Genomic DNA, 24,931 nt, shown 5'->3' with positions numbered 1-24,931 from the left:
GTTTAAAAATTCTGAGTATTGCGGTAACTTGAGGTTAGAATATACAATAGTACATATAGATACAGGGGCGGTGAGAGTGTTGAAAGAAATTAAATGTGAATGTGGACATGTTAATCCGATAGGAACCGTTTTTTGTGAAGCTTGCGGGAAACCATTTGAAAGCAATGAAAATACAAAACTATTGGATATGCGCTATGAGGGGAGTGCACGGAGATCTCTCACGCAGACAAAAACGATAATCGATAAAATTTGGAGCTTTTTCTCTTCTGTAAAAGTGGGTGTATGGCTAATCGTAATAACTTTAGCTGCATCAGCGATAGGAACTATTTTTCCGCAAGAAATGTACATAACTCCAGGGATTGCACCAGCTGAATATTATAAACAAGAATACGGATTTTTAGGACAATTATACTATCAATTAGGGTTTAATAATTTATACGGTTCATGGTGGTATATGATTTTGATTGCTTCTATCGGTATTTCACTTGTGATATGTAGTTTAGACCGTGTTATTCCACTTTATAAAGCTTTAAAAAAGCAAGGCGTAAAAAGACATCCTAGCTTTTTAAAGAGACAGAGATTATATGGGACTGGTACACCGCAAGAAGGTGACCTGGAAAGAGTGCAAAAGAATTTAAAGAAAAGAAACTATAACGTGAAAGTGGAAGACGGAAACGTTTTAGCAGAAAAGGGACGCTTCTCGCGTTGGGGTCCATATGTAAATCATATCGGTCTTATTATCTTTTTATTCGGTGCGATGCTTCGTTTTTTACCGAGTATGTACGTAGACGAAGCACTTTGGTTACGTGACGGTGAAACGAAAGAGATACCAGGGACGGATGGACAATACTACTTAAAAAACGAGAAATTTATAAAAGAAGTTTATGATAAAAGTAAGGACAAGGAAGTTTTTGATGAAGCGATTGATCGTGTAGGCGATAAAATGATTGCGAAAAACTTCCAAACGAATGCCGTATTATATAAAGCAGTAGGAGAAAATATAGCAGGACAAAAACCGAAATTAGAAAAAGTAAAAGAAGCGGAAATTCGAGTGAATGAACCACTGAAATTTGATCAATTTGCAGTGTATCAAGTGGATTATAAAGAAAGTGAATTTAAAAGTATGTCCTTTAACTTACAAAATAAAGAAAATAATCAAAAGTGGGGACCGATTAAAGTAGATTTAACGAATCCTAAGGAAAAATATGATTTAGGAACTGGTTATTCTCTAGAACTATTAAGCTATTTTCCTGATTTTTATTTTGATGAGAATGGAAAACCAAATACGAAAACGAAATTACCAAACAATCCTGCATTTGTATTTAAAATGTTTACACCTGAAACACCAGATGGTGAAGTGAGTTTTGTTGGTATTCAGCAAAATATAGAACCAGATGGAAACAACAAATATAAAATGTCGTTTGCAGGTGTTGAAATGCAAAATGCAACAGCACTTACTGTAAGAAAAGATTTAACGCTTTGGATTCTCGGCATTGGAGGATTTATATTTATGGTTGGTGTCATTCAAGGTATGTATTGGAATCATCGCCGTATTTGGATACAACGTGTTAATGATGAATGGTGGATTGCAGGGCATACAAATAAAAATTGGTTCGGTTTAAAGAAAGATATTGAAAGAGTAATAGAAGGTACAGCAATTCCACAGCCAAATGATAAAGTAATTGATAAAAAAATTAGTTAAGGTGGGGAAACGATATGGTGCAAATAAGTAGTAACTTTCTCTTTACCGCATTTATTTTATATTTAATTGCGACTCTATTTTTTGGGGGAGCCATTAAAGAAAAGGGTCATAAATGGGCAAATGTAGGAATAACGATTACAATTTTAGGGTTTATAGCACAAACAGTATATTTTGTTACAAGGTGGATTGCATCAGGGCATGCGCCAGTTAGTAACTTTTTTGAATTCGGTACATTTTTCGGCATGATGCTTGTAGGAGCATTTATTGTCATGTATTTTATGTACCGTGTAAGCATAATCGGACTATTTGCATTACCAGTTGCGCTTTTATTAATTGCCTATGCAAGTATGTTTCCGAGGGAAATATCTCCGCTTATTCCATCTTTAAAAAGTAATTGGTTACATATTCACGTGACGACGGCAGCAGCAGGACAAGCCATTTTAGCGATTAGTTTTATTACAGGTGTTATGTATTTATTGAAAAATGTAGATCAATCGACGAGAAGTAAACGTACATTTTGGCTAGAGACGGTAGTATTTACACTTGTTTGTACAGTTGGATTTATTGGAGTAACAACGGTATTTTCTAGTATGAAATATGAAGCGAAGTTTCAATGGATTGATAAAAATGAACAGCAACTGGAAATGAAGTACAATCTTCCGGCTTTAGTTGGACCGCACGAAGGGAAGTTACTGACAGAAAATAAATTAGAACCGGCAGTTGAAGTTCCAGCAATTGTAAATGCGAAAAAATTAAATACTGTTATTTGGTCAGTGTTAATTGGAACATTACTGTATATTGTATTAAGACTTGTTTTACGGAAGCGAGTATCGGCGGCACTTCAGCCGTTAGTAAAGAATACGAATAGTGATTTACTAGATGAAATCGGATATCGATCTATTGCAATTGGATTCCCAGTTTTCACATTAGGTGCATTAATTTTTGCGATGATTTGGGCTCAAATAGCGTGGACGCGCTTTTGGGGATGGGATCCGAAAGAGGTTTGGGCACTTATAACGTGGCTCTTTTATGCTGCAGTACTACATTTACGATTATCTAAAGGGTGGCATGGGGAGAAATCAGCTTGGCTTGCAGTAATTGGTTTTGCAATCATTATGTTTAACTTTATTGTAGTAAACTTAATTATTGCCGGTTTACATTCATATGCATAGAGAAATAAAATAGGAGAGTGCGTGTCACTTTCCTATTTTATTTTTGTCAACTTTTCTTCTTTTTTGAGAAAAACATGACAAAGTAGCGGTTGATTTTGTAAAATGATGTCGAGGACATTATATACAGTTCAAAAAAAATACATAGTTTTGGAAAAAAATTGAACAAAATTTATTATTCTTGTGAAGCATAATATGGGAAGTGAAACATTTAGAAGATTGCTTAAATAAACGAGAATAGCGCAACATAATAGTTAAAGAAGGGTAGGTGTGAACCGCTGAGGTGAGAGTACGCAGCGGGTAGAGATGGAAAATGAATCAAGAATTTTAATTGTAGATGATGAGGATCGTATTCGTCGTTTATTGAAAATGTACTTAGAAAGAGAACAATATACGATTGAAGAAGCAGATAATGGTGATACAGCTTTAGAAATGGCGTTGCAAAATGATTACGATTTAATCTTATTAGATCTTATGATGCCTGGTAAAGATGGCATTGAAGTATGTAAAGGGGTTCGTGAGAAGAAAGCGACACCAATTATTATGCTGACAGCAAAAGGTGAAGAAGTAAATAGAGTACAAGGATTTGAAGTTGGAACAGATGATTATATTGTAAAGCCGTTTAGTCCACGTGAGGTCGTGCTACGTGTGAAAGCGGTATTACGTCGTGCTGTACCAACAACATTCTTTACACAAGATACAACGACAAAAGATGTTACTGTATTCCCTCACTTAACAATTGATAACGATGCACACCGTGTTACTGCAGATGGCAATGAAGTAAACTTAACGCCGAAAGAATATGAGTTACTATTATTTTTAGCGAAAGCTCCTGATAAAGTATTCGATCGTGAGCAGCTGTTAAAAGAAGTATGGCAATATGAATTCTTCGGAGATTTACGTACAGTTGATACACATGTAAAGCGTTTACGTGAGAAGTTAAGCAAAAAATCACCAGATGCAGCGAAAATGATTGTTACTGTTTGGGGTGTAGGTTACAAATTTGAGGTTGTGAACGACTGATGCTTTGGAGAAGTGTAGTAGGGAAGTTATGGATGACCATATTACTTCTCGTTTCGTTTGTTCTTGGATTTGTTGCGATTTTACTTTCACAATTTTTTAGAACGTATTATGTTGATATGAGTGAAAATAGACTTCAAAAAGTTGCAACAAGTGTTACGGAATTAATTGAAGAAGGTGCCGATGTAAAAACGATTGAGAACATCGCGTACAAATTCTCTGATCCACTTTCAAGGATTATTATTGTAGAAGATGGCAAGGAAATCTCTTCTTCACCGAAACAAGAAGGGTTAGTCACCCTTACAATGGATAATTTAAAAGAAGATAAAGAATTAGCCGCTGTTTTTACGGACAAAAAAGAAATTAAGAACAACATTAGAAAAGCTTCTGATAGTAGAAAGAATAAAAGCACTGAAAATGATATTGTGATCGTTGGGAAACCAGTGCAATCAAAAAATCAAAGCGCAGTGTTCGTATATGAATCTTTACAAGTGCCAATAAAAGATATGGAGAGAACGACTGATTTCATTTTCTTAGCCGCTGGGATTGCGATTATATTAACAACTTTCTTTGCGTTCTTCTTATCTACTCGGATTACAGCACCGCTTCGTAAAATGCGTGAGGTTGCTTTTGAAGTGTCACGTGGGAAATTTGATGCAAAGGCTCCTATGGTATCTCAGGACGAAATTGGTGAGCTGGCAACGGCCTTAAATCAAATGGGTAAACAGTTGAAGTTTAATATGAATGCTTTGCAGCAAGAAAAAGAACAGTTAGCTAGTATTTTGAGTAGTATGGCAGATGGAGTTATTACGTTAAATCAAGAAGGTGAAGTCGTAGTTATTAATCCACCGGCTGAACATTTCTTACAAGTTTGGCAAGAAGAAAAAGAGATAGAGTTAAGTAAAAAATTACCTTCTGAACTTGTGGAGCTATTCCATCTCGTTGTAGAAAGCGAGCAACAACAAGTTGTTGAAATTAATTTACAAAAAGGGAACTATGTAGTTCTTATGACACCACTTTACAATCAAACGAAAATTCGTGGGGCTGTAGCGGTACTGCGAGATATGACGGAAGAACGTCGTCTTGAGAAAATGCGTCAAGACTTTATTGCGAATGTATCACATGAACTTCGTACACCGATGGTCATGCTGCAAGGGTATAGTGAAGCGATTTTAGATGATATTGTGCAAACGAAAGAGGAAATAGATGAGTTTGTTCAAATCATTTATGATGAATCCGTTCGTTTAGGTAAACTTGTAAATGAATTGTTAGATTTAGCTCGTATGGAAAGCGGTCACGTAGAGTTACATATTGGTGAAGTGGACATACATCCGTTTGTGGAAAAAATTGGTCGTAAATTCCAAGGGATTGCAAAGGATAAAGAAGTTGAACTAACAGTTGATTTCCGGAATCAGATTGAAGAATATGCGTTTGATGCAGATCGGATGGAACAAGTGTTGACGAACTTGATTGATAACGCAATTCGTCATACGAATGCGGGTGGACATGTAACGCTTGTAATTGATACGAAAAATAATGGCCTCATTTTTGAAGTACAAGATTCGGGTGTAGGCATTCCAGAAGAGGATATTCCATTTTTATTTGATCGTTTCTATAAAGCTGATAAAGCAAGAACACGTGGGAAAAAGGGTGGAACAGGACTCGGGCTTGCAATTGCGAAAAATATTGTTCAAGGCCATGACGGTAAAATTTCTGTATCAAGTGTTGTTGGAGAAGGAACTACATTCTCTGTATATTTACCGAATCGTATAATTTAGATATGCTTTTTTAAAGTTGATAATGAATAAAGTTCTGCTGTTTTTTATTTTTTTGTAAACTCAATTAAATAAAGAATGGTAGAACTTTTTTCTATCTTAATCGAATCAAGAATAACAAGAGAGGGTGCTGTGAAGAAATGAAATTATATACAAAAACAGGAGATAAAGGAACGACAAGTGTAATAGGTGGCAGGGTTGATAAAGATGATATCCGTGTGGAAGCGTATGGAACAATAGACGAGGCAAATTCTCATATTGGATATGCAATGACTAAGGTTCAAGGCGGGGCTTTTAGAGATATTTACAATGAGCTCGAAAATATTCAACATGAACTATTTGATTGCGGAGGAGACTTGGCAATAGTGGAACAAAAAATTCCTTATAAAGTGACAATTGAGATGGTTGAAAGTTTAGAAAGAAAGATTGATTTATATATAGAAGAAGCCCCGCCATTAGAACGCTTTATTTTGCCAGGTGGTAGCGAGGCGGCGGCTACTATTCATATTGCACGTACTGTTGTAAGGAGAGCAGAACGCTCTATAGTATCATTGCAAAAAGAAGTGAAAATAAATGAAGTTGTCTTAAAGTATGTAAATAGATTATCTGATTATTTGTTTGCGATAGCTCGAGTAATAAATGCCCGATTACAAGTGAAAGATGTGGAGTATAACCGTAGTGCATTAGTTTTTCGTGATAAGAAAGAGAAGGAAGTGGAGTAATTCACTTTCTTTTTTTGTATACTTTTTTCTGTAATATACCAAAATAGAGAAGGTATGGTGGTAATTAGAAAACGGAGGATGTATATGAAAGTTTTAAAATGCGGCGTCATGTTATTGAGTATGCTGTTTGTATCTCAATTACATGTTTATGCAGAAGAAAATCGATGGACATGGCCTGTTGAAGGTCAGATAAGTGATTATTTTGGGACAAGGCATGGAAAACACTATGGTATTGATGTAGCTGCGCCGATTGGAACGCCTGTGGCAGCTATTCAAGATGGTAGGGTAACGAAGTCTTATTATTCAAGTAGTTATGGAAATGTTGTATTTATTAAACACGGAGAATATGAGGCTGTATATGCACATTTAAATAAGAGATATGTGGGTCAAGGAGATTATATTTCCAAAGGAGAAAAAATTGGAGAAGTAGGGAACACGGGAGAATCGCGAGGTGCACACTTACATCTAGAACTTCATCAAGGAAGATGGACGATGGCGAAAAAGAATGCGATGAACCCATTGCTTGTTTTAAATGAACAAAGAAATGAAGTTGTTTCTTCATCATTATATGTCGTACAAAAAGGGGATACTTTAGTTAGTATTGCACGGAAATTTAGTATGACACTTAAGGAAATTAAAGAAAAAAATGGATTGCAGCAAGAGCTAATTTATCCTAATCAACAATTATATGTTAAGTAAAGGAAACATTTCAAAAATTAAACTTTGAACAAATTTATGTTCTTCTTAAATAAGGTTCAATGTAAATGAAATTATATGGGCGCTTTTGCTAGAACTATTGAGTGAATTAGAGCATCTATATCTAAAAGAAAACCGTCCCAAAATTTATTTTGGGACGGCTTCTTTTACCAAAAAATAAAGACACATATAAATCCAGAAATAGCTAAATAGCTATATAAGTAAAAAACTTTTGTTCTTGTTTTCTCTTTTGTTCGAAACAGTACGATAGTCGGTTCAATTAAACCGATTGTCAAACAAAGTAGGCCAAGAAGCATACAACCAATCGAAATAGAATACAGGGCGATTTGTGGTGCTTGAAATGGAATCATCCATTTTAATAAAAATGCAATAAGTGCAGTGTAACAAATACTACCGATGTATTTATTCAGTGGTGTATTAGAACGAAAACCAGGAAGTTTTTTTAAGAAAGAGCGGGAAACAACTTCTGTTTGTAAAGATGTATGCTCTTCAATAATTTTTTGAGCTTCTTTTCCTTTTTGAAAAAGAGATAAGATCCAATTTCGCTCACCCTGAAAAATAAATTGAGAAGTTGTCAAATAGTGATCAATCTTCACTTTATTCCAACTCTTCCACGGATGACGCTCACACAATTTTAATTTACTTTCTGTTTTTTTATCATACTGATAAATACCAATGCCATCTTCATCGAAAGTAGCATAGTATGTCTCGTTTGAGAATGTGCCTAAATCAATTGGGCAGTAGAAAAGTAATTCTTTTTTTAAGTAAAAGTATTCTTTTCTTAAGTTTTTTTTCATTGCTTCTCGAATAGAATGTCTCTTGTCTTTTTTCATGACATTTCCTCCATAACTCAGAAAATGTTCTTATCTTAACAATTCAATATCTTATCACTTTTAATTATATATGACTAGGTAATTCAAAAGAGAAATGCCGAATAATAAAAAATATGGATTGTATTGTAAAATATCTCGCAATTTATTTGTTGTTACGAAAAATAAATAACTAATTTTAAATAAGTTACAATTTTTTAGTTCACAATGTTATGAGGTTGTTGTATAATGAAGGGGAAAATAGAATATCGGTCTATCTTCGGGGCAGGGTGAAAATCCCGACCGGCGGTGATGAACTATTTATGATTTTGTTCTAAGCCCGCGAGCCGTTAAGGCAGGATTTGGTGTGATTCCAAAGCCGACAGTATAGTCTGGATGGGAGAAGATGGAGGTTCAAGCGTTCAAAAAAGATATGGATTTGAACGTCTGTTTGATGTGCCTTAAATTCTCCCTTTGTGTAAAACACAAAGGGTTTTTTCGTTCTATGAAAAAATAGGCATAGCAGAACCTTTCCACTTTCCATGAGATGATCGATGGAAAAGGAGAGAGAAAGATGAAACAAAAAAACAGTGTAGTGCAGATGGTGAGTGTAGCGATGCTAAGTAGTATTGCATATTTACTAATGATGTTAGATTTCCCGTTCCCAGGGCTTCCGCCATTTTTGAAAATTGATTTTAGTGATGTACCAGCTCTAATTGCAGCAATTATCTTTGGACCAGTAGCAGGAGTGATTGTAGAGGCGATAAAGAACATTTTACATTACGGGATTCAAGGAAGTTTAACGGGAGTACCAGTTGGAGAAATTGCAAACTTTATTGCAGGATGTTTATTTATTGGACCAGCAGCTTTCTTATTTAGAAAGTATCGTACTGTGAAGAGTTTAACTACAGGATTAATGCTAGGGACAATTACAATGGCACTTATTATGAGTGTATTAAACTACATCATCATATTCCCGGCTTACACTTGGTTTTTAAATTCACCGGCTATGTCTAGCGAAGCTATAAGAACAACGGTTGTAACGGCAATCTTACCATTTAATTTAATTAAAGGGATTGTTGTAACAATTGTATTTGTAGCATTATTCTCACGCCTGAAAGTATGGGTGTTTGCAAAAATGAAAAATGCATAATATATATTAAAACCATTAGTAGTGTGAAACTACTAATGGTTTTTTATTAAGGAAAATAAAATTTAGATACAAAAAATGCCCCTCATCAATATGAGGGGCATTTTTTGAAGTTAATAAAAGACTATTCGAATTTTAAAGCGTCTCCGTCGAATGATTCGTCAGCAACTTTAATTGAGTCAGTTGGACAGCCTTCGAATGCATCCATCATATCTTCAATTAATACATCTGGAATTTCAACGATACCTTGGTTATCATCTAATGTTACAAATGCAATACCTTCATCATCATAGTCATAAATGTCTGGTGCAGCAGCGCCACAAGCACCACATGCAATACAAGTATCTTTATCAACGATTGTATATTTTGCCATCTTTTTTCCCTCCTGATAATATGTATGTGAAAAGCTCGCCATAAAAATTATAACCTTATTGTAAAACGGTTTGTAAAACTTTTCAACATAAAATTATAATGATAATGCTTATCAATTAGAGTGTCAACTCATTTTTGAATTATGTCATAAGATTTTCAAAATACGTAAATATGATTTCGTTTGATACAATAGAATATATACAGGTATATAGTTCTTATATGATAAGTTTAATGAGCGAAAGTAGATAGTGTAATTGTACTGAAAAGAATGAAATTAAGATTGGAAGGTGGAAGCGGTCATGCAAATACAATATACTTTGTTGCATTGTTTAAAACAATTGAATGGTGAAAGAACCGTTTCTTCTATTTATTATTTACTAAAGGGCAAACGTTCTTCGCAAACTTTACAAGATGGAAATATGTTCCGAATTTCTTTTTTGTTCGGAATATATAAATCATTGAATAGAAATGACTATGATGGTGAAGTTGCAAAGTTGTTGCAAGCGAATTTTATTCAAGAAATACATGAAAATACATATGTGTTAACACCTACGGGTAAAATGCAGTTACATAAATGGGGGGAAGTTTATGCTTTTCCGGCGCATTTGCATGGTTTACATTATGGTGAATTAGGTGAAACATTTTGGAAAAGATTATCATTAATTATTCAAACCATATCAAATTTACAACAGAATAATACGAAGTTTATCCCAATTCAGCAAGATACAGAAATAATGATGTGGGTGAAACGTTTTCTAACAGGAATACCATATAAGAGAAGTGAGTTGGCGAGAAAACTATGGACGGAAGTACATAATCTTTTAGAAAAGAGCAATACGATAGAAGCGACGATTGTAACATATCGACTAACGGGTTATGAACGTATTGGTTGTACATTGCAACAATTAGCAGAAATTACGAAACAAGATATATTCAGGGTGTATTTTTTATTTTGGGGTACAATGCATTTCTTTATACAAGAAGTTCGTGATAAAGAAAATGAATTTCCACTATTAGCTGAAATTATATCTTATCCAAATGAGAGAGCTGAATTATTTAGTTTATCCACGAAAAAAACATATAATTTTTGGAGACAAGGACGTTCTTTAGAAGAAATAGCGACGATTCGGAATTTAAAGGTTGCAACGATAGAAGATCATTTTGTTGAAATTGCTTTGCGAGAAAAAGATTTTTCTATTGAAATGTTTATGGAAAAAGAAAAGATAGACAAAGTAATAAAAGTAATTGAAGCATTGCAAACGCGGAAGTTACGTGTTTTGAAACAAGCGGTTGGAGAAGATATCTCTTATTTTGAAGTTCGTCTTGTATTAGCGCGGATGGAGGGTGTAAATGAAACTTGAAGAATATTTATATAAGTGGTTTGGATATTCTGAATTTCGTCCAGGTCAAAAAGGAGTTATTACAGATTTATTAGAAGGAAAAGATGTGATAGCAATGCTTCCGACTGGAAGAGGGAAATCTATGTGCTATCAGTTTCCGGGGCTTATGCGAGAAGGAACAGTGCTTGTTGTATCACCGTTATTATCTTTAATGGAAGATCAAGTGACACAATTAAAGTATGTTGTGAAAAACCGAGTAATAGCATTTAATAGTTTTCGGACATTAAATGAAAAAAGAGAAGCGATGAAAAAATTATCTTCATATAAATTTATTTTTGTTTCACCAGAGATGTTACAGTCGGAGTTATTAATTAGGGAATTGAAGAAAATTCATATTTCATTATTTGTTGTTGATGAGGCTCATTGTATTTCTCAATGGGGTTATGATTTTAGACCGGACTATAAAAAACTAAATGTAGTTATTGAAAATATTGGTTCTCCTACAGTATTAGCATTGACAGCCACAGCGACAAAAGGGGTACTGCAGGATATCGCAAATAGTTTAAATTTAAAGGGTGCCGCGGAACATGTATACTCTATTGATCGTCCTAATATTGCAATGGATGTGCAATTTGTAGAGACGATAGAAGAAAAGAAAGAGGCGCTTTTAGAGCAGGTGATGTATTTACAAGGGCCGGGGATTGTATATTGCTCAAGTAGAGCGTGGACAGAAAGGTTAACGGAATACTTGAGAGGGAAAGGTGTTACTGGTGTAGCTTTTTATCATGGTGGTATGGAACATGAAGAGCGTATGTTAATTCAACAGCAGTTTATGAACGATCAATTGCAACTTGTAATATGCACAAGTGCATTTGGTATGGGGGTAAATAAGGCGAATACGCGATATATTATTCATTTTCATTATCCAACTAATATAGCTTCTTACTTACAAGAAATCGGAAGAGCTGGAAGAGATGGCGAACCGAGTATAGCTATTTTATTATGTAGTCCGTTGGATCATGATTTACCAATTTCAATCATTGAGGATGAATTGCCAAGTAAGTCACAAATACAATTTTTATTTTCTTTACTACAAGAAAGAATGTTTCAAACGAAAGAATTACCAATAGAAGATGTAGAAGAAATTTGTTATAATGCAGCAAGATTTAATGAGCAATATTGGCGTTTCGTTCGTTATCATCTCGAACAGGTTGGAATTATACAACAACGAAGATTATTATTAGAAGGTTTGTCAGATGAAATTATGAACCGATTAATAGCTGAAGTAGAAATAAGGTTGCGTAATAAATATAGTGAGCTAGAAAATATGAAATCATGGATACAAGTTAAAGGGTGTAGACGTGAATATGTGCTGCAACAGTTCGGTTATAGGAAAGAGCAAGAGTTAATTAATTGCTGCGATTATTGCGGTATTATAAAAGAAGATTATAAAAAAAGACGAGCGCAACAATCGGATTTCGACTATAATTGGGAAACAGAGTTACAAAAGCTTTTCGGCCTAGAAAAGATGGAGGAATGATGAACATTCAAAGGCATAATGTTGAAGATATGAGTCCGCAGGAAATAAGGCTGAATCTATATATAACACAGTTAATTATTATCGGTATTGGCTGTTTACTGGCATATATATTATTTCAAGATGTAAAAGAAGTCTTTAATTTATGGAAATGGGAACCAGTATCTATACTTATTATAGGTGGTTTGTTAGCGATTGGTATTGTGTTATTAGATTATGTTGCAATGCGAGTGTTTCCGGAGTCTTGGTTTGATGATGGTGGTATTAACGATAAGATGTTTCGAGGAATGTCCGTTCTACACTTACTCGTTATTACGTTCTTAATTGGTTTTGCAGAAGAATTTTTATTTAGAGGTGTAGTACAGACTCATTTTGGAATTGTAATTGCGAGCTTCGTATTTGCAGTGTTACATATTCGTTATATAACAAAGCCATTTTTGTTTTGTTTCGTCTGTTTCATTAGTTTTGTCTTTGGTTATGTATTTGAATGGACAGGAAATTTGTTTATAACAATCTTTGCACACTTTCTTGTTGATTTTATAATGGGACTCCAATTAAGAAAATAAATGGAAGGTGGTGGTGAACAACATGAGGAAACGAATTCCTGATTTTGAAGAGGAATTAGAAGTTGAGCGAGTGGAAGAAAAAGAAAGTTTACCGCCGCGTAGTGAAATTCATAGAAATAAAGAAAAAAAACAAAAGTTTAAAATAAATCACATTTTCGTCCGGGTTTTAACATTTCTATTCATTCTGCTGCCGATTAGTATTTTGTGGTACACGGATAAATATATTCAGGTGAAGGGTGATAGTAATAATGCCGGAAAAAGTGCGTTTGAAGTAATCTTCTTTGATTCAGCTAAATCTGAGTCGCAGAAACATTCTGAAAAAGTAATAACGCATACTGTGAAAGAGGGAGAAACTTTAGAAAGTATAGCGAAGCAATATTTTTCAGATGGAAATGGAATTGAAGTAATTAAAAAGTATAATAACTTGCAAGAAGATGAAGTGAGTGCAGGTCAAGAATTAAAAATTCCGATAAAAGATAAGTCCACAAAGCAAGAAAGCTAGTGAGTTAAGCGATCACCGTTTGTTATAAAAGCCTAGGATTATCTTTATGAGGAGGGGAGTCAAAAATATGATATGGATTATATTATTCAGTACTCTCATAGGCATGGGGATTTTATTGCTTCTTGTGATGTATAAAGAAGCGATGCGTAATACAGTGTTGGAACATACTTTAGTATTTAAAGAATTTCCGAAAAGTTTTCAAAAAGTAAATGTGTTTTTTATTTCTGATATTCATAGAAGAGTCATTTCGAATTTGTTAATTGAACAAGTAAAAGGAAAAGTAGATCTCGTAATTATCGGAGGAGATTTAGCAGAGAAAGGTGTCTCTTTATCAAAAATCTCTGCGAATATTCAAAAGTTAAGAGAGATAGCTCCTGTATATTTTGTGTGGGGAAACAATGATTATGAGATAGAATATCATGAATTAGATGCGTTATTATTAGAAAATAACGTAAAAGTTTTAGATAATACAAGAGTGGTATTTGAGTCTGAATTAGGCGAGAAAATTTGTTTGCTCGGTATAGATGATGTTGGATTGCACCGTGATCGTCTAGATTTGGCATTGGCGGATTGTAAAGAAGATGGTTTTCGTATCCTAGTTAGTCACAACCCTGATATAATAAAAAAAATGTCTGGAAATGAACAGATTTCACTTGTGTTAAGTGGCCATACGCATGGAGGGCAAATCCGATTATTCCCATCTAAAAAATATTTAAAAGGTGGCGTATATAACCATTTAAATACGATTCTCTTTGTTAGTAATGGGTATGGAACAACATTGATACCACTTCGTTTCCGAGCACCTGCTCAAACACACATCATTACATTGTGCGGAGGGAAATGATGCCAACTCTTAATGGGAAATACAATATAAAAGCCGTTTCGAATATAATTGGAGTTCAGCCGAGTACGCTTCGTGCATGGGAAAGACGATATCAAATTATTGCCCCAAAGCGGAATCAAGCTGGGCATCGTTTATATACAGAAGAGCATATTCAAATTTTAAAATGGTTAATGGAAAAAGTTTCTTCCGGTATGATGATTGGACAAGCAGTTCGATTATTAGAAGAGAATCGTTTGCAGAGTACAGTTCAAAAAGAGATACATTTCGATAAAGAAGTTGTTTTAGTGGACGATTTGCTACAAGCTTTGTTAAAATTTGATGAAATTACAATTGCTGCATTATTAAACGAAGCTTTTAGTATATATTCAACAGAGAAGGTTGTTGCCAGTATTGTTCTTCGAGTGACAGACAAATTATTAACGTCAAAAAATAATAATGAGATTTCAATGGTGCAATTTCAATATGCACTATCATTTTTACAAACGCGTCTAGGGATGGTGTATCACAATGCCTCAATGTTTTCCTCTTTACACAAAGTTATTGTGTTAGAAAAGGATGCATTGAAAGGATTTATTTTTTCAACTTATTTACGCTTAAAAGGATATGAGGCGATATATATTAGGACAAGCTTAGCTGAAGATGGTATGTTATCAGCGGTAGAGGAAATACAGCCGAAATATGTATTTGTATCTTTTGCTGACGAACAAGAAATGAAAAAGACGATGAACTTTATAAATTTATTACAAGAAAAAAGGGAATCTCTTTTAGTTGGATTTATCGGAAAGCTAGGCGTTCTAAACCAGTTGGACATTGAAACAATCTTAATTGGTGATACGAAAGAAGAATGGGATGGATGGTTAAAAATGTCGGAATAGTTGTTCGAAAAGAACCATCTATTTTCTATTTCATATAATAAAAATTAGATGCATTGGTTACGTAGGGAGGGTATGAGATGAGGCTGGAACGATTAAATTACAATAAGATAAAAATTTTTCTAACATTTGATGATTTATCTGAACGAGGATTAACGAAAGAAGATTTATGGAGAAATGCACCGAAAGTACAGCAATTATTTCGTGATATGATGCAAGAAGCAAATAAGGAATTAGGGTTTGAAGCAGATGGTCCGATTGCAGTTGAAGTGTTTTCTCTACAAGCACAAGGGATGGTTGTAATTGTAACGAAAGAAAATCAAGAAATGGATACAGATGATGAGTTCCGTGACGAGTTTATTGAAATGCAAGTGACTCTAGATGAAAGTGAGCATATATTATATGAGTTTGCTACGCTAGATGACGTAATTAACCTGTCGAATCGCTTATATAACCTTGGTGTAACTGGCGGAAAGCTATATACGTGGGATGAGCGCTTCTATCTTTGGGTGGAAGAAGAGGAACAAATTCAATTGTTAAAGGCGGATTTTATAGCTATTTTAGCGGAATACGGTAATCCGTCTACAGCAACCATTTATCGCATCATGGAGTACGGTAAAGAATTAATGGATGTTAACGCGATAGAGCAAATACACAATTACTTCGTGAAAAAACAAAACCTCAGCTAATACAACATAGCTGAGGTTTTGTTTTTATTTGGAGAAGGGAAGGGATGATTGTAAATACTCGAACATACTTTTTGAAAATAAAATATGCAGTTTTATGGGAGTGTGGTTGATGAAAATAAAAAATATTTAAATATTTAAGTATTTTACTTTTCTAAAAGTAATAAAAGGACTATAATAATAGTGAAAACGCTTGCAACAGAAAATAGTTTGTATATATTTGTTAGCGTTTTCTATTGCATTCCAAATTTAAGGGTGTATACTAGGCAATGAAGGTTTACTAAACAAGTGAAATTACAGGGGGTTTACTTACTATGGTAGCCGAAAAGGGAACTCAAACAAAAACACAACAACAAAGGGAACAACATTTTGAACTATTGAATTCAACACAAATTGTTATTAGTGAAGCGTTAGAAAAATTGGGTTATCCAAACGAAGTATATGAATTATTAAAAGAACCAATTCGTATGATGACAGTGAAAATACCAGTTCGTATGGATGACGGGACTGTTAAAATATTTACAGGATATCGTGCACAACATAATGATGCTGTTGGTCCAACGAAAGGTGGAATTCGCTTCCATCCGAATGTAACAGAAAATGAAGTGAAAGCACTTTCAATCTGGATGAGTTTAAAATGTGGTATTGTTGATTTACCATATGGTGGAGGTAAGGGTGGAATTATTTGTGATCCACGTGAAATGTCATTCCGTGAGTTAGAAAGATTAAGTCGCGGTTATGTACGAGCAATTAGCCAAATCGTAGGACCGACGAAAGATATTCCAGCTCCAGATGTATTCACAAACTCTCAAATTATGGCATGGATGATGGATGAGTATAGCCGTATTGATGAATTTAATTCACCAGGATTTATTACAGGTAAACCGCTTGTATTAGGTGGATCACATGGACGTGAAACAGCAACAGCGAAAGGTGTAACAATTTGTATTCGCGAAGCTGCGAAAAAACGTGGCATTGATATTAAGGGTGCACGCGTTGTTGTTCAAGGATTCGGTAATGCTGGTAGCTTCTTAGCTAAATTTATGCATGATGCAGGTGCGAAAGTTATTGCAATCTCAGATGCTTACGGCGCGTTACATGATCCAAATGGATTAGATATTGATTATTTATTAGACCGTCGTGATAGCTTCGGTACAGTAACAAAGTTATTTAACAATACAATTTCAAACAAAGAATTGTTAGAACTTGATTGCGATATTTTAGTTCCAGCTGCAATTGAGAACCAAATTACAGAAGAAAATGCTAATGATATTAAAGCGAAAATCGTTGTTGAAGCAGCAAATGGTCCAACAACATTAGAAGCGACTAAAATTTTAACAGATCGCGGAATTTTACTTGTTCCAGACGTGTTAGCAAGTGCTGGTGGTGTAACAGTATCTTACTTTGAGTGGGTACAAAATAACCAAGGTTACTACTGGACTGAAGAAGAAGTAGAACAACGTTTAGAAAAAGTAATGGTAAGATCATTTGATTCTATTTATGAAACAGCACAAGTTCGTAAAGTGAACATGCGCTTAGCGGCGTACATGGTTGGTGTTCGTAAAATGGCTGAAGCAAGCCGCTTCAGAGGTTGGGTATAAAATATTATATCTTGAGAAAACGTGATTTCCTTTCGAGGGAATCACGTTTTTTTGTTGAAGTATTAAATGAGGTGTTGTATATGGAGAATGAAATGTTGGAACGAGTAGAACAATTAGAAGAAAAGGTTAATAGGTTAGAGGGAGAACTCGCAAGAACGATGAAAGCTCGCAAAATAAGTACCGTTCGGATGTTCGGGGAAGGGCTACTGTTTCTGATATTTGGTGTGGTTGTAGTAGGGCCGATTATTGCCGTTGTAATCTCAGTTTTTACTTGGCTTGCTGAAAAATAAAATAAAAATAAAAAAAGAACGCTTGTTCTATGCGAACAAACGTGCTATACTCTCCTTAGATAAACAAAACGGAAATGATTTTAAGGAGAGATAAATGATGAAAATGACAGTAGACCAAAGATTTATGATGCCAGCAGATGTTGTAGAGCGAGTGGAAGTATTACGAAACAAACAAAGCAAGCGTGGCACATTATTACAATCGGTAAATAAATTTTTCGGTTTAGATACGAAAGAAGATTGTGTTTGGTTTTACGGTTTTTATGGAGTGGCTGTAAGTATCTTGTTGTTTATGGTGTTCACTTCAAATATTTTCGATTTTCTCTTCGCGTAAGAAATATGCGATAAGGACATTGCTACCGAATACATATATAAGGAAGTAAGGTAATCTTCTAGAGCGGGAGTTGGTAGCAATGGCGATGTTTCCTATAGAGCGCAATTATATTGGATATGGAAGTTCACGACCGGGGATTCCTCTGACTAAAGTGAGATTTATCGTAAGCCATGATACGGGGAATCCTGGAAGCAATGCGATAGGCAATCGAGATTACTTTAATGAATTACAACCGAAAGCTTCGGCGCATACATTTATAGATGATAAAACAATATTGGAGATTATTCCTATAAATGAAGTTGCGTATCATGTTCGATATGGTGTGCCGACGGATAATGACTTATATGGCTATGACGCGAATAAGGCGGCCATTGGAGTGGAACTTTGTTATGGTGGTGATGTTAACTTTTGGGAAGCGTATAATCGTTTTGCATGGTATCATGCGTATTTATGCCAAAACTTTGGCTTAAATCCGAAAAAAGATATCGTGTCACATAAAACGCTTGATCCAGCTAGAAAGATTGATCCTGAGAATGTATTAGGGAAACAAGGTATTAAATTTCAGCAGTTTTTAGCAGATGTCTATCGGATGTACGTTTCGTTTAGATGACAAATATATGAAAAATGAATACAATAAAGATAGGTGCCTACTGCTGTAAGTAGGTTTTTTCTTGTTTTTATAAATAGTGCATTGGTAGAAGACTAGGAGTGGACGAGTATGCAGAAAGAAACAGTTATTATAATCGGAGGCGGTCCGTGCGGATTAGCGGCTGCAATTTCGTTGCAAAAGGTAGGGATAAATCCGTTAGTAATTGAAAAAGGAAACATTGTAAATGCCATTTATAATTATCCAACTCATCAAACATTTTTCTCTTCTAGTGAAAAATTAGAAATTGGTGATGTAGCTTTTATTACAGAAAATCGTAAGCCATTTCGAAATCAAGCGCTTGCGTATTATCGTGAAGTAGTAAAACGTAAATCTGTACGTGTAAATGCTTTTGAGCGAGTGGAGAAAGTTCAAAAAGATGGAGAAGTTTTTCAGGTTGAGACGACAAAGCGTGACGGAAGTAAGGAAATGTATATAGGGAAATATATTGTTGTAGCAACTGGATATTATGATAATCCAAATTATATGAATGTTCCAGGTGAGGAATTGAAGAAAGTAGCTCACTATTTTAAAGAGGGGCATCCTTATTTTGATCGAGATGTAGTAGTTATAGGTGGGAAAAACTCGAGTGTAGATGCCGCGTTAGAACTTGTTAAATCTGGTGCACGTGTAACGGTACTGTATCGTGGAAGTGAGTATTCACCAAGCATAAAGCCTTGGATTTTGCCGGAATTTGAGGCGTTAGTACGAAACGGTACAATTCAAATGCATTTTGGAGCTCATGTGAAAGAGATTACTGAGCATACATTAACGTTTACAGTTGATGGTGAAGCTTTTACAATCAAAAACGATTTTGTATTTGCGATGACTGGTTATCATCCTGATCATAGCTTCTTAACGAAGATGGGTGTTCAGATTGATGAAGAAACAGGACGTCCAATTTATACAGAGGATAGAATGGAAACGAATGCTGAAAATATTTTCATTGCAGGTGTCATTGCTGCTGGAAATAATGCAAATGAAATATTTATCGAGAACGGTAGATTTCATGGAGATGCGATTGCGCAAACCATTGCATCAAGAGAAAAATAAAAAGGAGCTGTCGGGAAAATCTCGACAGCTCCTTTTTATTCGTGCATAAACATATTTTGAATGGATTCATGAGAATTTGTATTCTCTAATGCAACAAGTAATTTAATGCGTGCTTTTTGTGCATTTAAGCCGTATGTGAATACAATGCCCATATCTTTTAAGTGTTTACCGCCACCTTCATACGAATATACGTCTTGAACGATACCGTTGAAACAGCGAGAAACTAATACGACAGGAATACCTTTATTTAATAATCTTTCTAGGCTAGGTAGTGTTCTTGGAGGGAGATTACCTTGTCCAAGAGCTTCGATAACAATGCCGTCTACAGGAAGATTTTCGATTGCTGCTAATAATGTATCATCCATGCCAGCATATGCTTTTAGAACAACTACATTTTTAGACACTTTATTTATCGTATATGATTCGCGATGTACTAAAGCGTGATGGAAGACAACGCCGCGTTTTGTTACCATTCCAATTGGTCCGTATTGTGGACTTTGGAATGTTGCGACATTACTTGTATGTGTTTTCGTTACATTTGTAGCGCAATGAATTTCGTCGTTTAATACGACTAAAACACCTTTTTCTGTAGCTTCATCACAACTAGCAACTTTTACAGCTGATAAGAAGTTATATAGACCATCAGCACCTAACTCATTGCTAGAGCGCATTGCACCTGTCACTACGATCGGAATAGTTGCTTGTACTGTTAAATCTAAGAAATAAGCTGTTTCTTCTAATGTATCCGTACCATGCGTAATAACTACGCCATGAATGTTGTCTTGTTTTACTCTTTCATCAATGATGACTTGTAATTGTAACATTTCGCTCGGTGTCATATGAGGAGATGGTAGATGGAACACATCTTCAACGATTAAATCAACATCGCCTTCTAAATCAGGAATGAATTTTAAAAGAGGATTTTTTTTACCTGGTTGTACGACCCCAGTTTCTTTATCTTCCTCCATTGCAATTGTTCCACCTGTGTGTAAAACTAGGATTCTTTTCAATGCTTATACCCCTTTCAAGTAAAAAAATACATTTAGAACATAACATGTTTTGAGTAAATTCGACAATGGAAATGTATAAAAGTATGCCTCGAAAATGACAATAAAATTAACTGCTATATGTACGATGTATAAAATTACGAAACGAAATGTGCAAATATAGTATAGGAGGGAGAAATTACGGTGAAAAAGATGGAGAGAATTTTTATTCGTATATTAATAATACAATTCATTTGTCTTTCTGTTGTACAATTGTTATTTATACATAAGTCATCAGTGAAATATTTATCTAAAATTGTTTATTATGAGGGTGTTATGGTAAAAAACAAAGTGGAAATCTTGCAGGTGAATCGGTAGTTTTCATTTTCTTCTATGAAGGATTATGCTACAATAATTGAGGATTTAATGACGCGAAGCAAATGAGAAGAAGCAGGGTGAACACCTGCTTTTCGTTTTGTTTTATAAGTGAAAAAATGAGGTGTTACAATGGATAAACGAATTTCAATTGCTATAGATGGTCCAGCAGCTGCAGGGAAAAGTACAGTGGCAAAAGTTGTTGCGAAGGAACTTTCTTATGTTTATATTGATACAGGCGCAATGTACCGTACGCTTACATATGCAGCCCTTCAACAAAAAGTAGACATTGAAAATGAAGAGCAGTTAATGGAAGTTGTAAAGAATGTAAATATTGAGTTTCAGCAAGGAGAAAATACACAGCTTGTATTTTTAAATGGACAAGATGTTTCTGAAGTAATTCGTACACCTGATGTGACGAATCGAGTATCTATTGTAGCGAAACATCGCCTTGTTCGTGAAGAAATGGTACGTCGTCAGCAAGAGTTAGCGAAAAAAGGCGGCGTTGTAATGGACGGCCGTGATATTGGTACACATGTATTACCGGATGCTGAAGTGAAAATCTTTATGCTTGCTTCTGTTGAAGAAAGAGCGGAAAGAAGGCATTTAGAAAATTTAAATAAAGGTTTCGATTCTAATTTAGAGCAGCTAAAAGAAGAAATTGCTCAGCGTGATAAATTAGATTCAGAACGCGAAGTTTCTCCACTAAAAAAGGCTGATGATGCATTGGAATTAGATACGACTTCTTTATCAATTGAAGAAGTTGTCCGAAAAATTATGAGCATTGTTTCTGGAGTGTTTGCGAAATAAAGAAAGGGGATAATCCTCTTTCTTTTTTTGTTTAAATAGAAATGTAAAGGATACGTGAATTGTGAGTCTCTTTCCTTGACAAATGAGCTGATTTGTAAGAAGTTAGTTAAAGAGGAATAAAACTGTCAGAATATATTCGCTATTATATTTCAAAACATACTTTTTTCAAGCTGGTTTTGCTGTATACTATTTATATAGGTTTAATATATTTTCTTGTGAATGTTATTGAAAAAGAGTATGTGATGAGAAATTCTTAAACATGCAAATGAAAACTTTGTTTTCATTTCGTATATACATAAAAAATGCTTTGTCAATTCTGTAGGGAGGTATTTCCATGGTAGAGAAAATGAATGAAGAAGTTATGGATTCAAAAGAATTACAAGTTGGTGACGTTGTTACAGGTTCTGTAACGAAGGTTGAAGAGAAACAAGTGCTTGTAAATGTTGGATACAAAACAGATGGCGTAATTCCAATTAGTGAATTAGCTAACGTTCATATTGAAAAAGCAAGCGATGTTGTAGAATTAGATCAAACACTAGAGTTGAAAATTATTAAATTAGAAGAAGATGATCTTGTCTTATCTAAACGTGCTGTTGATGCAGAAAAAGCATGGGTAGAACTACAAGAGAAATTTACTTCTGGTCATGTATTTGATGTTACTGTAAAAGATATTGTGAATGGCGGATTAGTTGTGGACCTTGGTGTTCGCGGTTTTATTCCAGCTTCACTTGTAGAAGTACATTATGTAGAAGACTTTACTGACTATAAAGGTAAAACATTAGCGGTGAAAATTGTTGAATTAGACCGTGAAAAAAATCGTGTAATCCTTTCGCATAAAGCGGTAGTAGAATTAGAACTAGATTCTAAGAAAAAAGAAGCAATTTCTTCATTAAAAGAAGGGGACGTTGTTGAAGGAACAGTACAACGATTAACTGACTTTGGAGCATTCGTTAATGTTGGTGGAGTGGACGGTTTAGTTCACATTTCACAAATTTCACACGAACGTGTAGAGCAACCTTCTGAAGTGTTAGAGCAAGGTCAAAAGGTTAAGGTAAAGGTGTTATCTGTTGATGCTGATACACAACGTATTTCTTTATCAATTAAAGCAGCTCAACCAGGACCTTGGGAAAACGTTGCTGGCGAAATAAAAGCTGGAGATATTCGTGAGGGAGTAGTAAAACGCCTTGTTACATTTGGTGCATTCGTTGAGATTTTACCGGGCGTTGAAGGACTTGTACACGTATCTCAAATTGCAAATCGTCACGTGAAAAATCCGAATGAAGTATTGGAAATGGGACAAGAAGTAAAAGTGAAAGTACTTGAAGTTCACGTAGCAGAGAAACGTATTTCTTTAAGTATAAAAGAAGCGCTTGAGGAAAATAATGTAACTGAAGATTATAGTCAGTATGAGCCAAATGCTGATTCTGCTACTTTCCAATTAAGTGATATTATTGGTGAACAACTGAAAAAATTAAAGAAATAATGAGGGGTACAAGTGGTAAGGGCAAAACGTAAATTAGATCATATTGAATACGCTCTTTCTACTGGTCAGTCTCGTACGCATGGCTTTCATGATATTGATTTTGTGCATCAAAGCTTGCCAAATTCAAATTATGACACAATAACATGTGAAACAAAAATCGGCGAACTTTCACTAAGTTCGCCGATTTTTATCAATGCGATGACTGGTGGTGGAGGAGAGAAAACGTTACATATTAATGAGCAATTAGCATATGTAGCGAAACATCATAACCTTGCTATGGCTGTAGGTTCGCAAATGGCGGCGTTAAAAGATGAAAGTGAAGCTGCTTCTTATAAGGTGATCAGAAAGGTAAATCCAAATGGTATTTTCTTTGCTAATTTAGGTAGTGAGGCAACTATCGAACAGGCAGAGCGTGCCGTTGATATGATTGAAGCGAATGCATTGCAAATTCATTTAAATGTCATACAAGAGTTAACGATGCCAGAAGGAGACCGTGATTTTACTGGAGTACTTCAGCGCATTGAGAAAATTGTTTTAAATAGTAAAGTTCCTATCATTGTAAAAGAAGTTGGATTTGGGATGAGTAAGGAAACAGTGCAGCAGTTAGCGAACGTAGGTGTAACAGCAATTGATATTGGTGGGCAAGGTGGTACGAATTTTGCTGCTGTTGAAAATGAAAGAAGACAGCGAATGCTTTCTTATTTTAATAACTGGGGCATACAAACAGCAACCTCGATTATTGAAGCAACCTCTACAAATAATAACCTCTCTTTTATTGCATCTGGGGGCATACAAACAGCGCTTGACGTAGCGAAAGCGATCGCATTAGGGGCGAATACAACTGCGTTTGCTGGTTACTTTTTACGTATTTTAATGCAAGATGGTATCGAGAAGTTAGTGGATGAAATTGAGCTCCTACATACAGATTTGAAATTTATAATGACAGCTCTTGGTGCGAAAACGATAGAAGAGTTGCAATCTGTACCTCTTGTTGTAAAGGGTGAAACGTATCATTGGTTAATGCAGCGTGGTATTGATACTGCGCATTATAGTAGGAGATAAAAAATCAACCGTTCGGTTGATTTTTTTTGTTCTATTCTTTTTCGTAATATAAAGTGGAGAAAGGAATTAGTATTATATAAAAATATCATTTCGTAAAAATTGCAATTGAAAAAGGGTTGAAAAATGTAGATGGTGTGTTGTCGAATTACTGGAGAGAACTTAATTTTTAATAGGAATAGGTGAAGATAATAAGAAGTAATGGGAGGATATAGTGTGTAAAATATTATTTCAATATAAATAGAAAACATTAAACTGATTATGTAAAAGACGGTTTCGTACAATATCGAAACCGTCTTTTTGCATTAATTAGTGCTGGTTTTGTTTTCGAGCCTGTTCTGGTGTATCAAGTCCAGTTGCACCTGGATATTGTAGTGATTGATCACGATCGGATTCAACGCGGCGTGATTCTCGTAGTTTTCGTTCTTGGCGATCTTTACCCATAATGAATAACACCTCCTTGTTAAAAGTGTTGCTGTTATAAGAAAAAACTATGCGTAAATAAAGTGGATTA

At 34.9% G+C, this 24,931-nt stretch carries 27 protein-coding genes and 1 riboswitch; of the genes, 23 read left to right on the top strand and 4 right to left on the bottom strand.

Annotated features, from left to right (window positions below; genetic code table 11):
- Positions 1-76: 76 nt before the first annotated feature.
- From resB to B9A45_RS22415, 6 genes are all read left to right on the top strand, one after another.
- Entirely contained in the window at positions 77-1,702 is a 1,626-nt protein-coding gene (gene resB / locus B9A45_RS22440) for a cytochrome c biogenesis protein ResB (protein WP_000910547.1), read from the top strand.
- A gap of 14 nt (positions 1,703-1,716) precedes the next feature.
- Entirely contained in the window at positions 1,717-2,874 is a 1,158-nt protein-coding gene (gene resC, locus B9A45_RS22435; RefSeq protein ID WP_000250080.1) for a cytochrome c biogenesis protein ResC, read from the top strand.
- Between the two features lie 303 nt (positions 2,875-3,177).
- Positions 3,178-3,894, top strand: a complete 717-nt coding sequence (resD, locus tag B9A45_RS22430; RefSeq protein ID WP_000426861.1) for a DNA-binding response regulator ResD — start codon at positions 3,178-3,180, stop codon at positions 3,892-3,894.
- Positions 3,894-5,669 (top strand): sensor histidine kinase ResE, encoded by a 1,776-nt coding sequence (gene resE, locus B9A45_RS22425; RefSeq protein ID WP_000964697.1) that lies wholly within the window; start codon positions 3,894-3,896, stop codon positions 5,667-5,669. Before resD ends, resE begins: the two co-directional genes overlap by 1 nt.
- A 137-nt stretch (positions 5,670-5,806) precedes the next feature.
- A complete protein-coding gene (locus tag B9A45_RS22420; RefSeq protein ID WP_000781277.1) occupies positions 5,807-6,388 on the top strand; it encodes a cob(I)yrinic acid a,c-diamide adenosyltransferase in 582 nt (193 codons plus the stop codon).
- 84 nt (positions 6,389-6,472) lie between these two features.
- Positions 6,473-7,087, top strand: coding sequence for a peptidoglycan DD-metalloendopeptidase family protein (locus B9A45_RS22415; RefSeq protein WP_000866125.1), 615 nt, complete (start codon positions 6,473-6,475; stop codon positions 7,085-7,087).
- A gap of 164 nt (positions 7,088-7,251) precedes the next feature.
- Here B9A45_RS22415 and B9A45_RS22410 read toward each other — a convergent pair whose 3' ends face one another.
- The gene (locus B9A45_RS22410; RefSeq protein WP_084065119.1) at positions 7,252-7,938 is read right to left on the bottom strand and encodes a hypothetical protein; all 687 of its coding nucleotides are present in this window, start codon (positions 7,936-7,938) and stop codon (positions 7,252-7,254) included.
- Between the two features lie 248 nt (positions 7,939-8,186).
- A riboswitch (FMN riboswitch) is annotated at positions 8,187-8,326 on the top strand.
- 162 nt (positions 8,327-8,488) lie between these two features.
- On the opposite strand from B9A45_RS22410, the gene B9A45_RS22405 reads away from it, so the two are divergent.
- Positions 8,489-9,067 carry an ECF transporter S component gene (locus tag B9A45_RS22405; protein WP_000810856.1) on the top strand — a complete coding sequence of 193 codons (579 nt, stop codon included), beginning with the start codon at positions 8,489-8,491 and terminating at the stop codon, positions 9,065-9,067.
- A 121-nt stretch (positions 9,068-9,188) separates the two neighbouring features.
- Here the strand turns inward: B9A45_RS22405 and B9A45_RS22400 are convergent, their stop codons facing one another.
- Complete coding sequence (locus B9A45_RS22400; RefSeq protein ID WP_001151993.1) at positions 9,189-9,437, bottom strand: ferredoxin; 249 nt, start codon at positions 9,435-9,437, stop codon at positions 9,189-9,191.
- Between the two features lie 298 nt (positions 9,438-9,735).
- Here B9A45_RS22400 and B9A45_RS22395 point away from each other — a divergent pair, with 298 nt between their 5' ends.
- The 12 genes from B9A45_RS22395 (at position 9,736) to B9A45_RS22340 (ending at position 19,704) form a co-directional block, all read left to right on the top strand.
- The gene (locus tag B9A45_RS22395) at positions 9,736-10,797 is read left to right on the top strand and encodes a YpbB family protein (RefSeq protein WP_001167013.1); all 1,062 of its coding nucleotides are present in this window, start codon (positions 9,736-9,738) and stop codon (positions 10,795-10,797) included.
- A complete protein-coding gene (gene recQ / locus B9A45_RS22390; RefSeq protein WP_000762979.1) occupies positions 10,787-12,316 on the top strand; it encodes an ATP-dependent DNA helicase RecQ in 1,530 nt (509 codons plus the stop codon). The genes B9A45_RS22395 and recQ overlap by 11 nt, the downstream gene beginning before the upstream one ends.
- Positions 12,316-12,879, top strand: a complete 564-nt coding sequence (locus tag B9A45_RS22385) for a CPBP family intramembrane glutamic endopeptidase (RefSeq protein WP_001025780.1) — start codon at positions 12,316-12,318, stop codon at positions 12,877-12,879. The genes recQ and B9A45_RS22385 overlap by 1 nt, the downstream gene beginning before the upstream one ends.
- Before the next feature lie 22 nt (positions 12,880-12,901).
- Positions 12,902-13,381 carry a LysM peptidoglycan-binding domain-containing protein gene (locus B9A45_RS22380; RefSeq protein WP_001231553.1) on the top strand — a complete coding sequence of 160 codons (480 nt, stop codon included), beginning with the start codon at positions 12,902-12,904 and terminating at the stop codon, positions 13,379-13,381.
- Between the two features lie 67 nt (positions 13,382-13,448).
- Positions 13,449-14,225: a metallophosphoesterase gene (locus tag B9A45_RS22375; RefSeq protein ID WP_000637796.1), complete on the top strand. Its 777-nt coding sequence runs from the start codon at positions 13,449-13,451 to the stop codon at positions 14,223-14,225.
- The gene (locus B9A45_RS22370) at positions 14,225-15,100 is read left to right on the top strand and encodes a MerR family transcriptional regulator (RefSeq protein WP_001142653.1); all 876 of its coding nucleotides are present in this window, start codon (positions 14,225-14,227) and stop codon (positions 15,098-15,100) included. The genes B9A45_RS22375 and B9A45_RS22370 overlap by 1 nt, the downstream gene beginning before the upstream one ends.
- Before the next feature lie 77 nt (positions 15,101-15,177).
- Positions 15,178-15,786 carry a genetic competence negative regulator gene (locus tag B9A45_RS22365; protein ID WP_001235402.1) on the top strand — a complete coding sequence of 203 codons (609 nt, stop codon included), beginning with the start codon at positions 15,178-15,180 and terminating at the stop codon, positions 15,784-15,786.
- 311 nt (positions 15,787-16,097) lie between these two features.
- The gene (gene gudB, locus B9A45_RS22360; RefSeq protein WP_000225173.1) at positions 16,098-17,384 is read left to right on the top strand and encodes an NAD-specific glutamate dehydrogenase; all 1,287 of its coding nucleotides are present in this window, start codon (positions 16,098-16,100) and stop codon (positions 17,382-17,384) included.
- A gap of 80 nt (positions 17,385-17,464) precedes the next feature.
- Entirely contained in the window at positions 17,465-17,674 is a 210-nt protein-coding gene (locus tag B9A45_RS22355; RefSeq protein WP_000426769.1) for a hypothetical protein, read from the top strand.
- A 94-nt stretch (positions 17,675-17,768) separates the two neighbouring features.
- Complete coding sequence (locus tag B9A45_RS22350; RefSeq protein ID WP_001983018.1) at positions 17,769-18,005, top strand: DUF3961 domain-containing protein; 237 nt, start codon at positions 17,769-17,771, stop codon at positions 18,003-18,005.
- Between the two features lie 79 nt (positions 18,006-18,084).
- Positions 18,085-18,615 (top strand): peptidoglycan recognition protein family protein, encoded by a 531-nt coding sequence (locus B9A45_RS22345; protein WP_001240654.1) that lies wholly within the window; start codon positions 18,085-18,087, stop codon positions 18,613-18,615.
- 108 nt (positions 18,616-18,723) lie between these two features.
- Positions 18,724-19,704 carry a YpdA family putative bacillithiol disulfide reductase gene (locus tag B9A45_RS22340; RefSeq protein ID WP_001168510.1) on the top strand — a complete coding sequence of 327 codons (981 nt, stop codon included), beginning with the start codon at positions 18,724-18,726 and terminating at the stop codon, positions 19,702-19,704.
- A 35-nt stretch (positions 19,705-19,739) separates the two neighbouring features.
- Here B9A45_RS22340 and ansA read toward each other — a convergent pair whose 3' ends face one another.
- Positions 19,740-20,714, bottom strand: a complete 975-nt coding sequence (ansA, locus tag B9A45_RS22335) for an asparaginase (RefSeq protein WP_084065116.1) — start codon at positions 20,712-20,714, stop codon at positions 19,740-19,742.
- 180 nt (positions 20,715-20,894) lie between these two features.
- Here ansA and B9A45_RS32280 point away from each other — a divergent pair, with 180 nt between their 5' ends.
- From B9A45_RS32280 to B9A45_RS22315, 4 genes are all read left to right on the top strand, one after another.
- Positions 20,895-21,068 carry a YpfB family protein gene (locus B9A45_RS32280; RefSeq protein ID WP_000738057.1) on the top strand — a complete coding sequence of 58 codons (174 nt, stop codon included), beginning with the start codon at positions 20,895-20,897 and terminating at the stop codon, positions 21,066-21,068.
- Between the two features lie 129 nt (positions 21,069-21,197).
- Positions 21,198-21,875, top strand: coding sequence for a (d)CMP kinase (gene cmk / locus B9A45_RS22325; RefSeq protein WP_084065113.1), 678 nt, complete (start codon positions 21,198-21,200; stop codon positions 21,873-21,875).
- Between the two features lie 334 nt (positions 21,876-22,209).
- Positions 22,210-23,358, top strand: a complete 1,149-nt coding sequence (rpsA, locus tag B9A45_RS22320; RefSeq protein WP_000229559.1) for a 30S ribosomal protein S1 — start codon at positions 22,210-22,212, stop codon at positions 23,356-23,358.
- A gap of 12 nt (positions 23,359-23,370) precedes the next feature.
- Positions 23,371-24,420: a type 2 isopentenyl-diphosphate Delta-isomerase gene (locus B9A45_RS22315; protein ID WP_000251037.1), complete on the top strand. Its 1,050-nt coding sequence runs from the start codon at positions 23,371-23,373 to the stop codon at positions 24,418-24,420.
- Positions 24,421-24,726: 306 nt separating this feature from the next.
- Here B9A45_RS22315 and B9A45_RS31790 read toward each other — a convergent pair whose 3' ends face one another.
- On the bottom strand, positions 24,727-24,861 hold the full coding sequence (locus B9A45_RS31790) for a YpzI family protein (protein ID WP_000513900.1): 135 nt from the start codon (positions 24,859-24,861) through the stop codon (positions 24,727-24,729).
- Positions 24,862-24,931 lie beyond the last annotated feature (70 nt).

This window comes from Bacillus sp. JKS001846, from assembly GCF_900176455.1.
In the GTDB taxonomy this organism is placed as follows: Bacteria; Bacillota; Bacilli; order Bacillales; family Bacillaceae_G; genus Bacillus_A; species Bacillus_A cereus.
The sequence above is the reverse complement of the archived record's forward strand: the minus strand, read 5'-3'. Positions and strand labels throughout refer to the sequence as shown.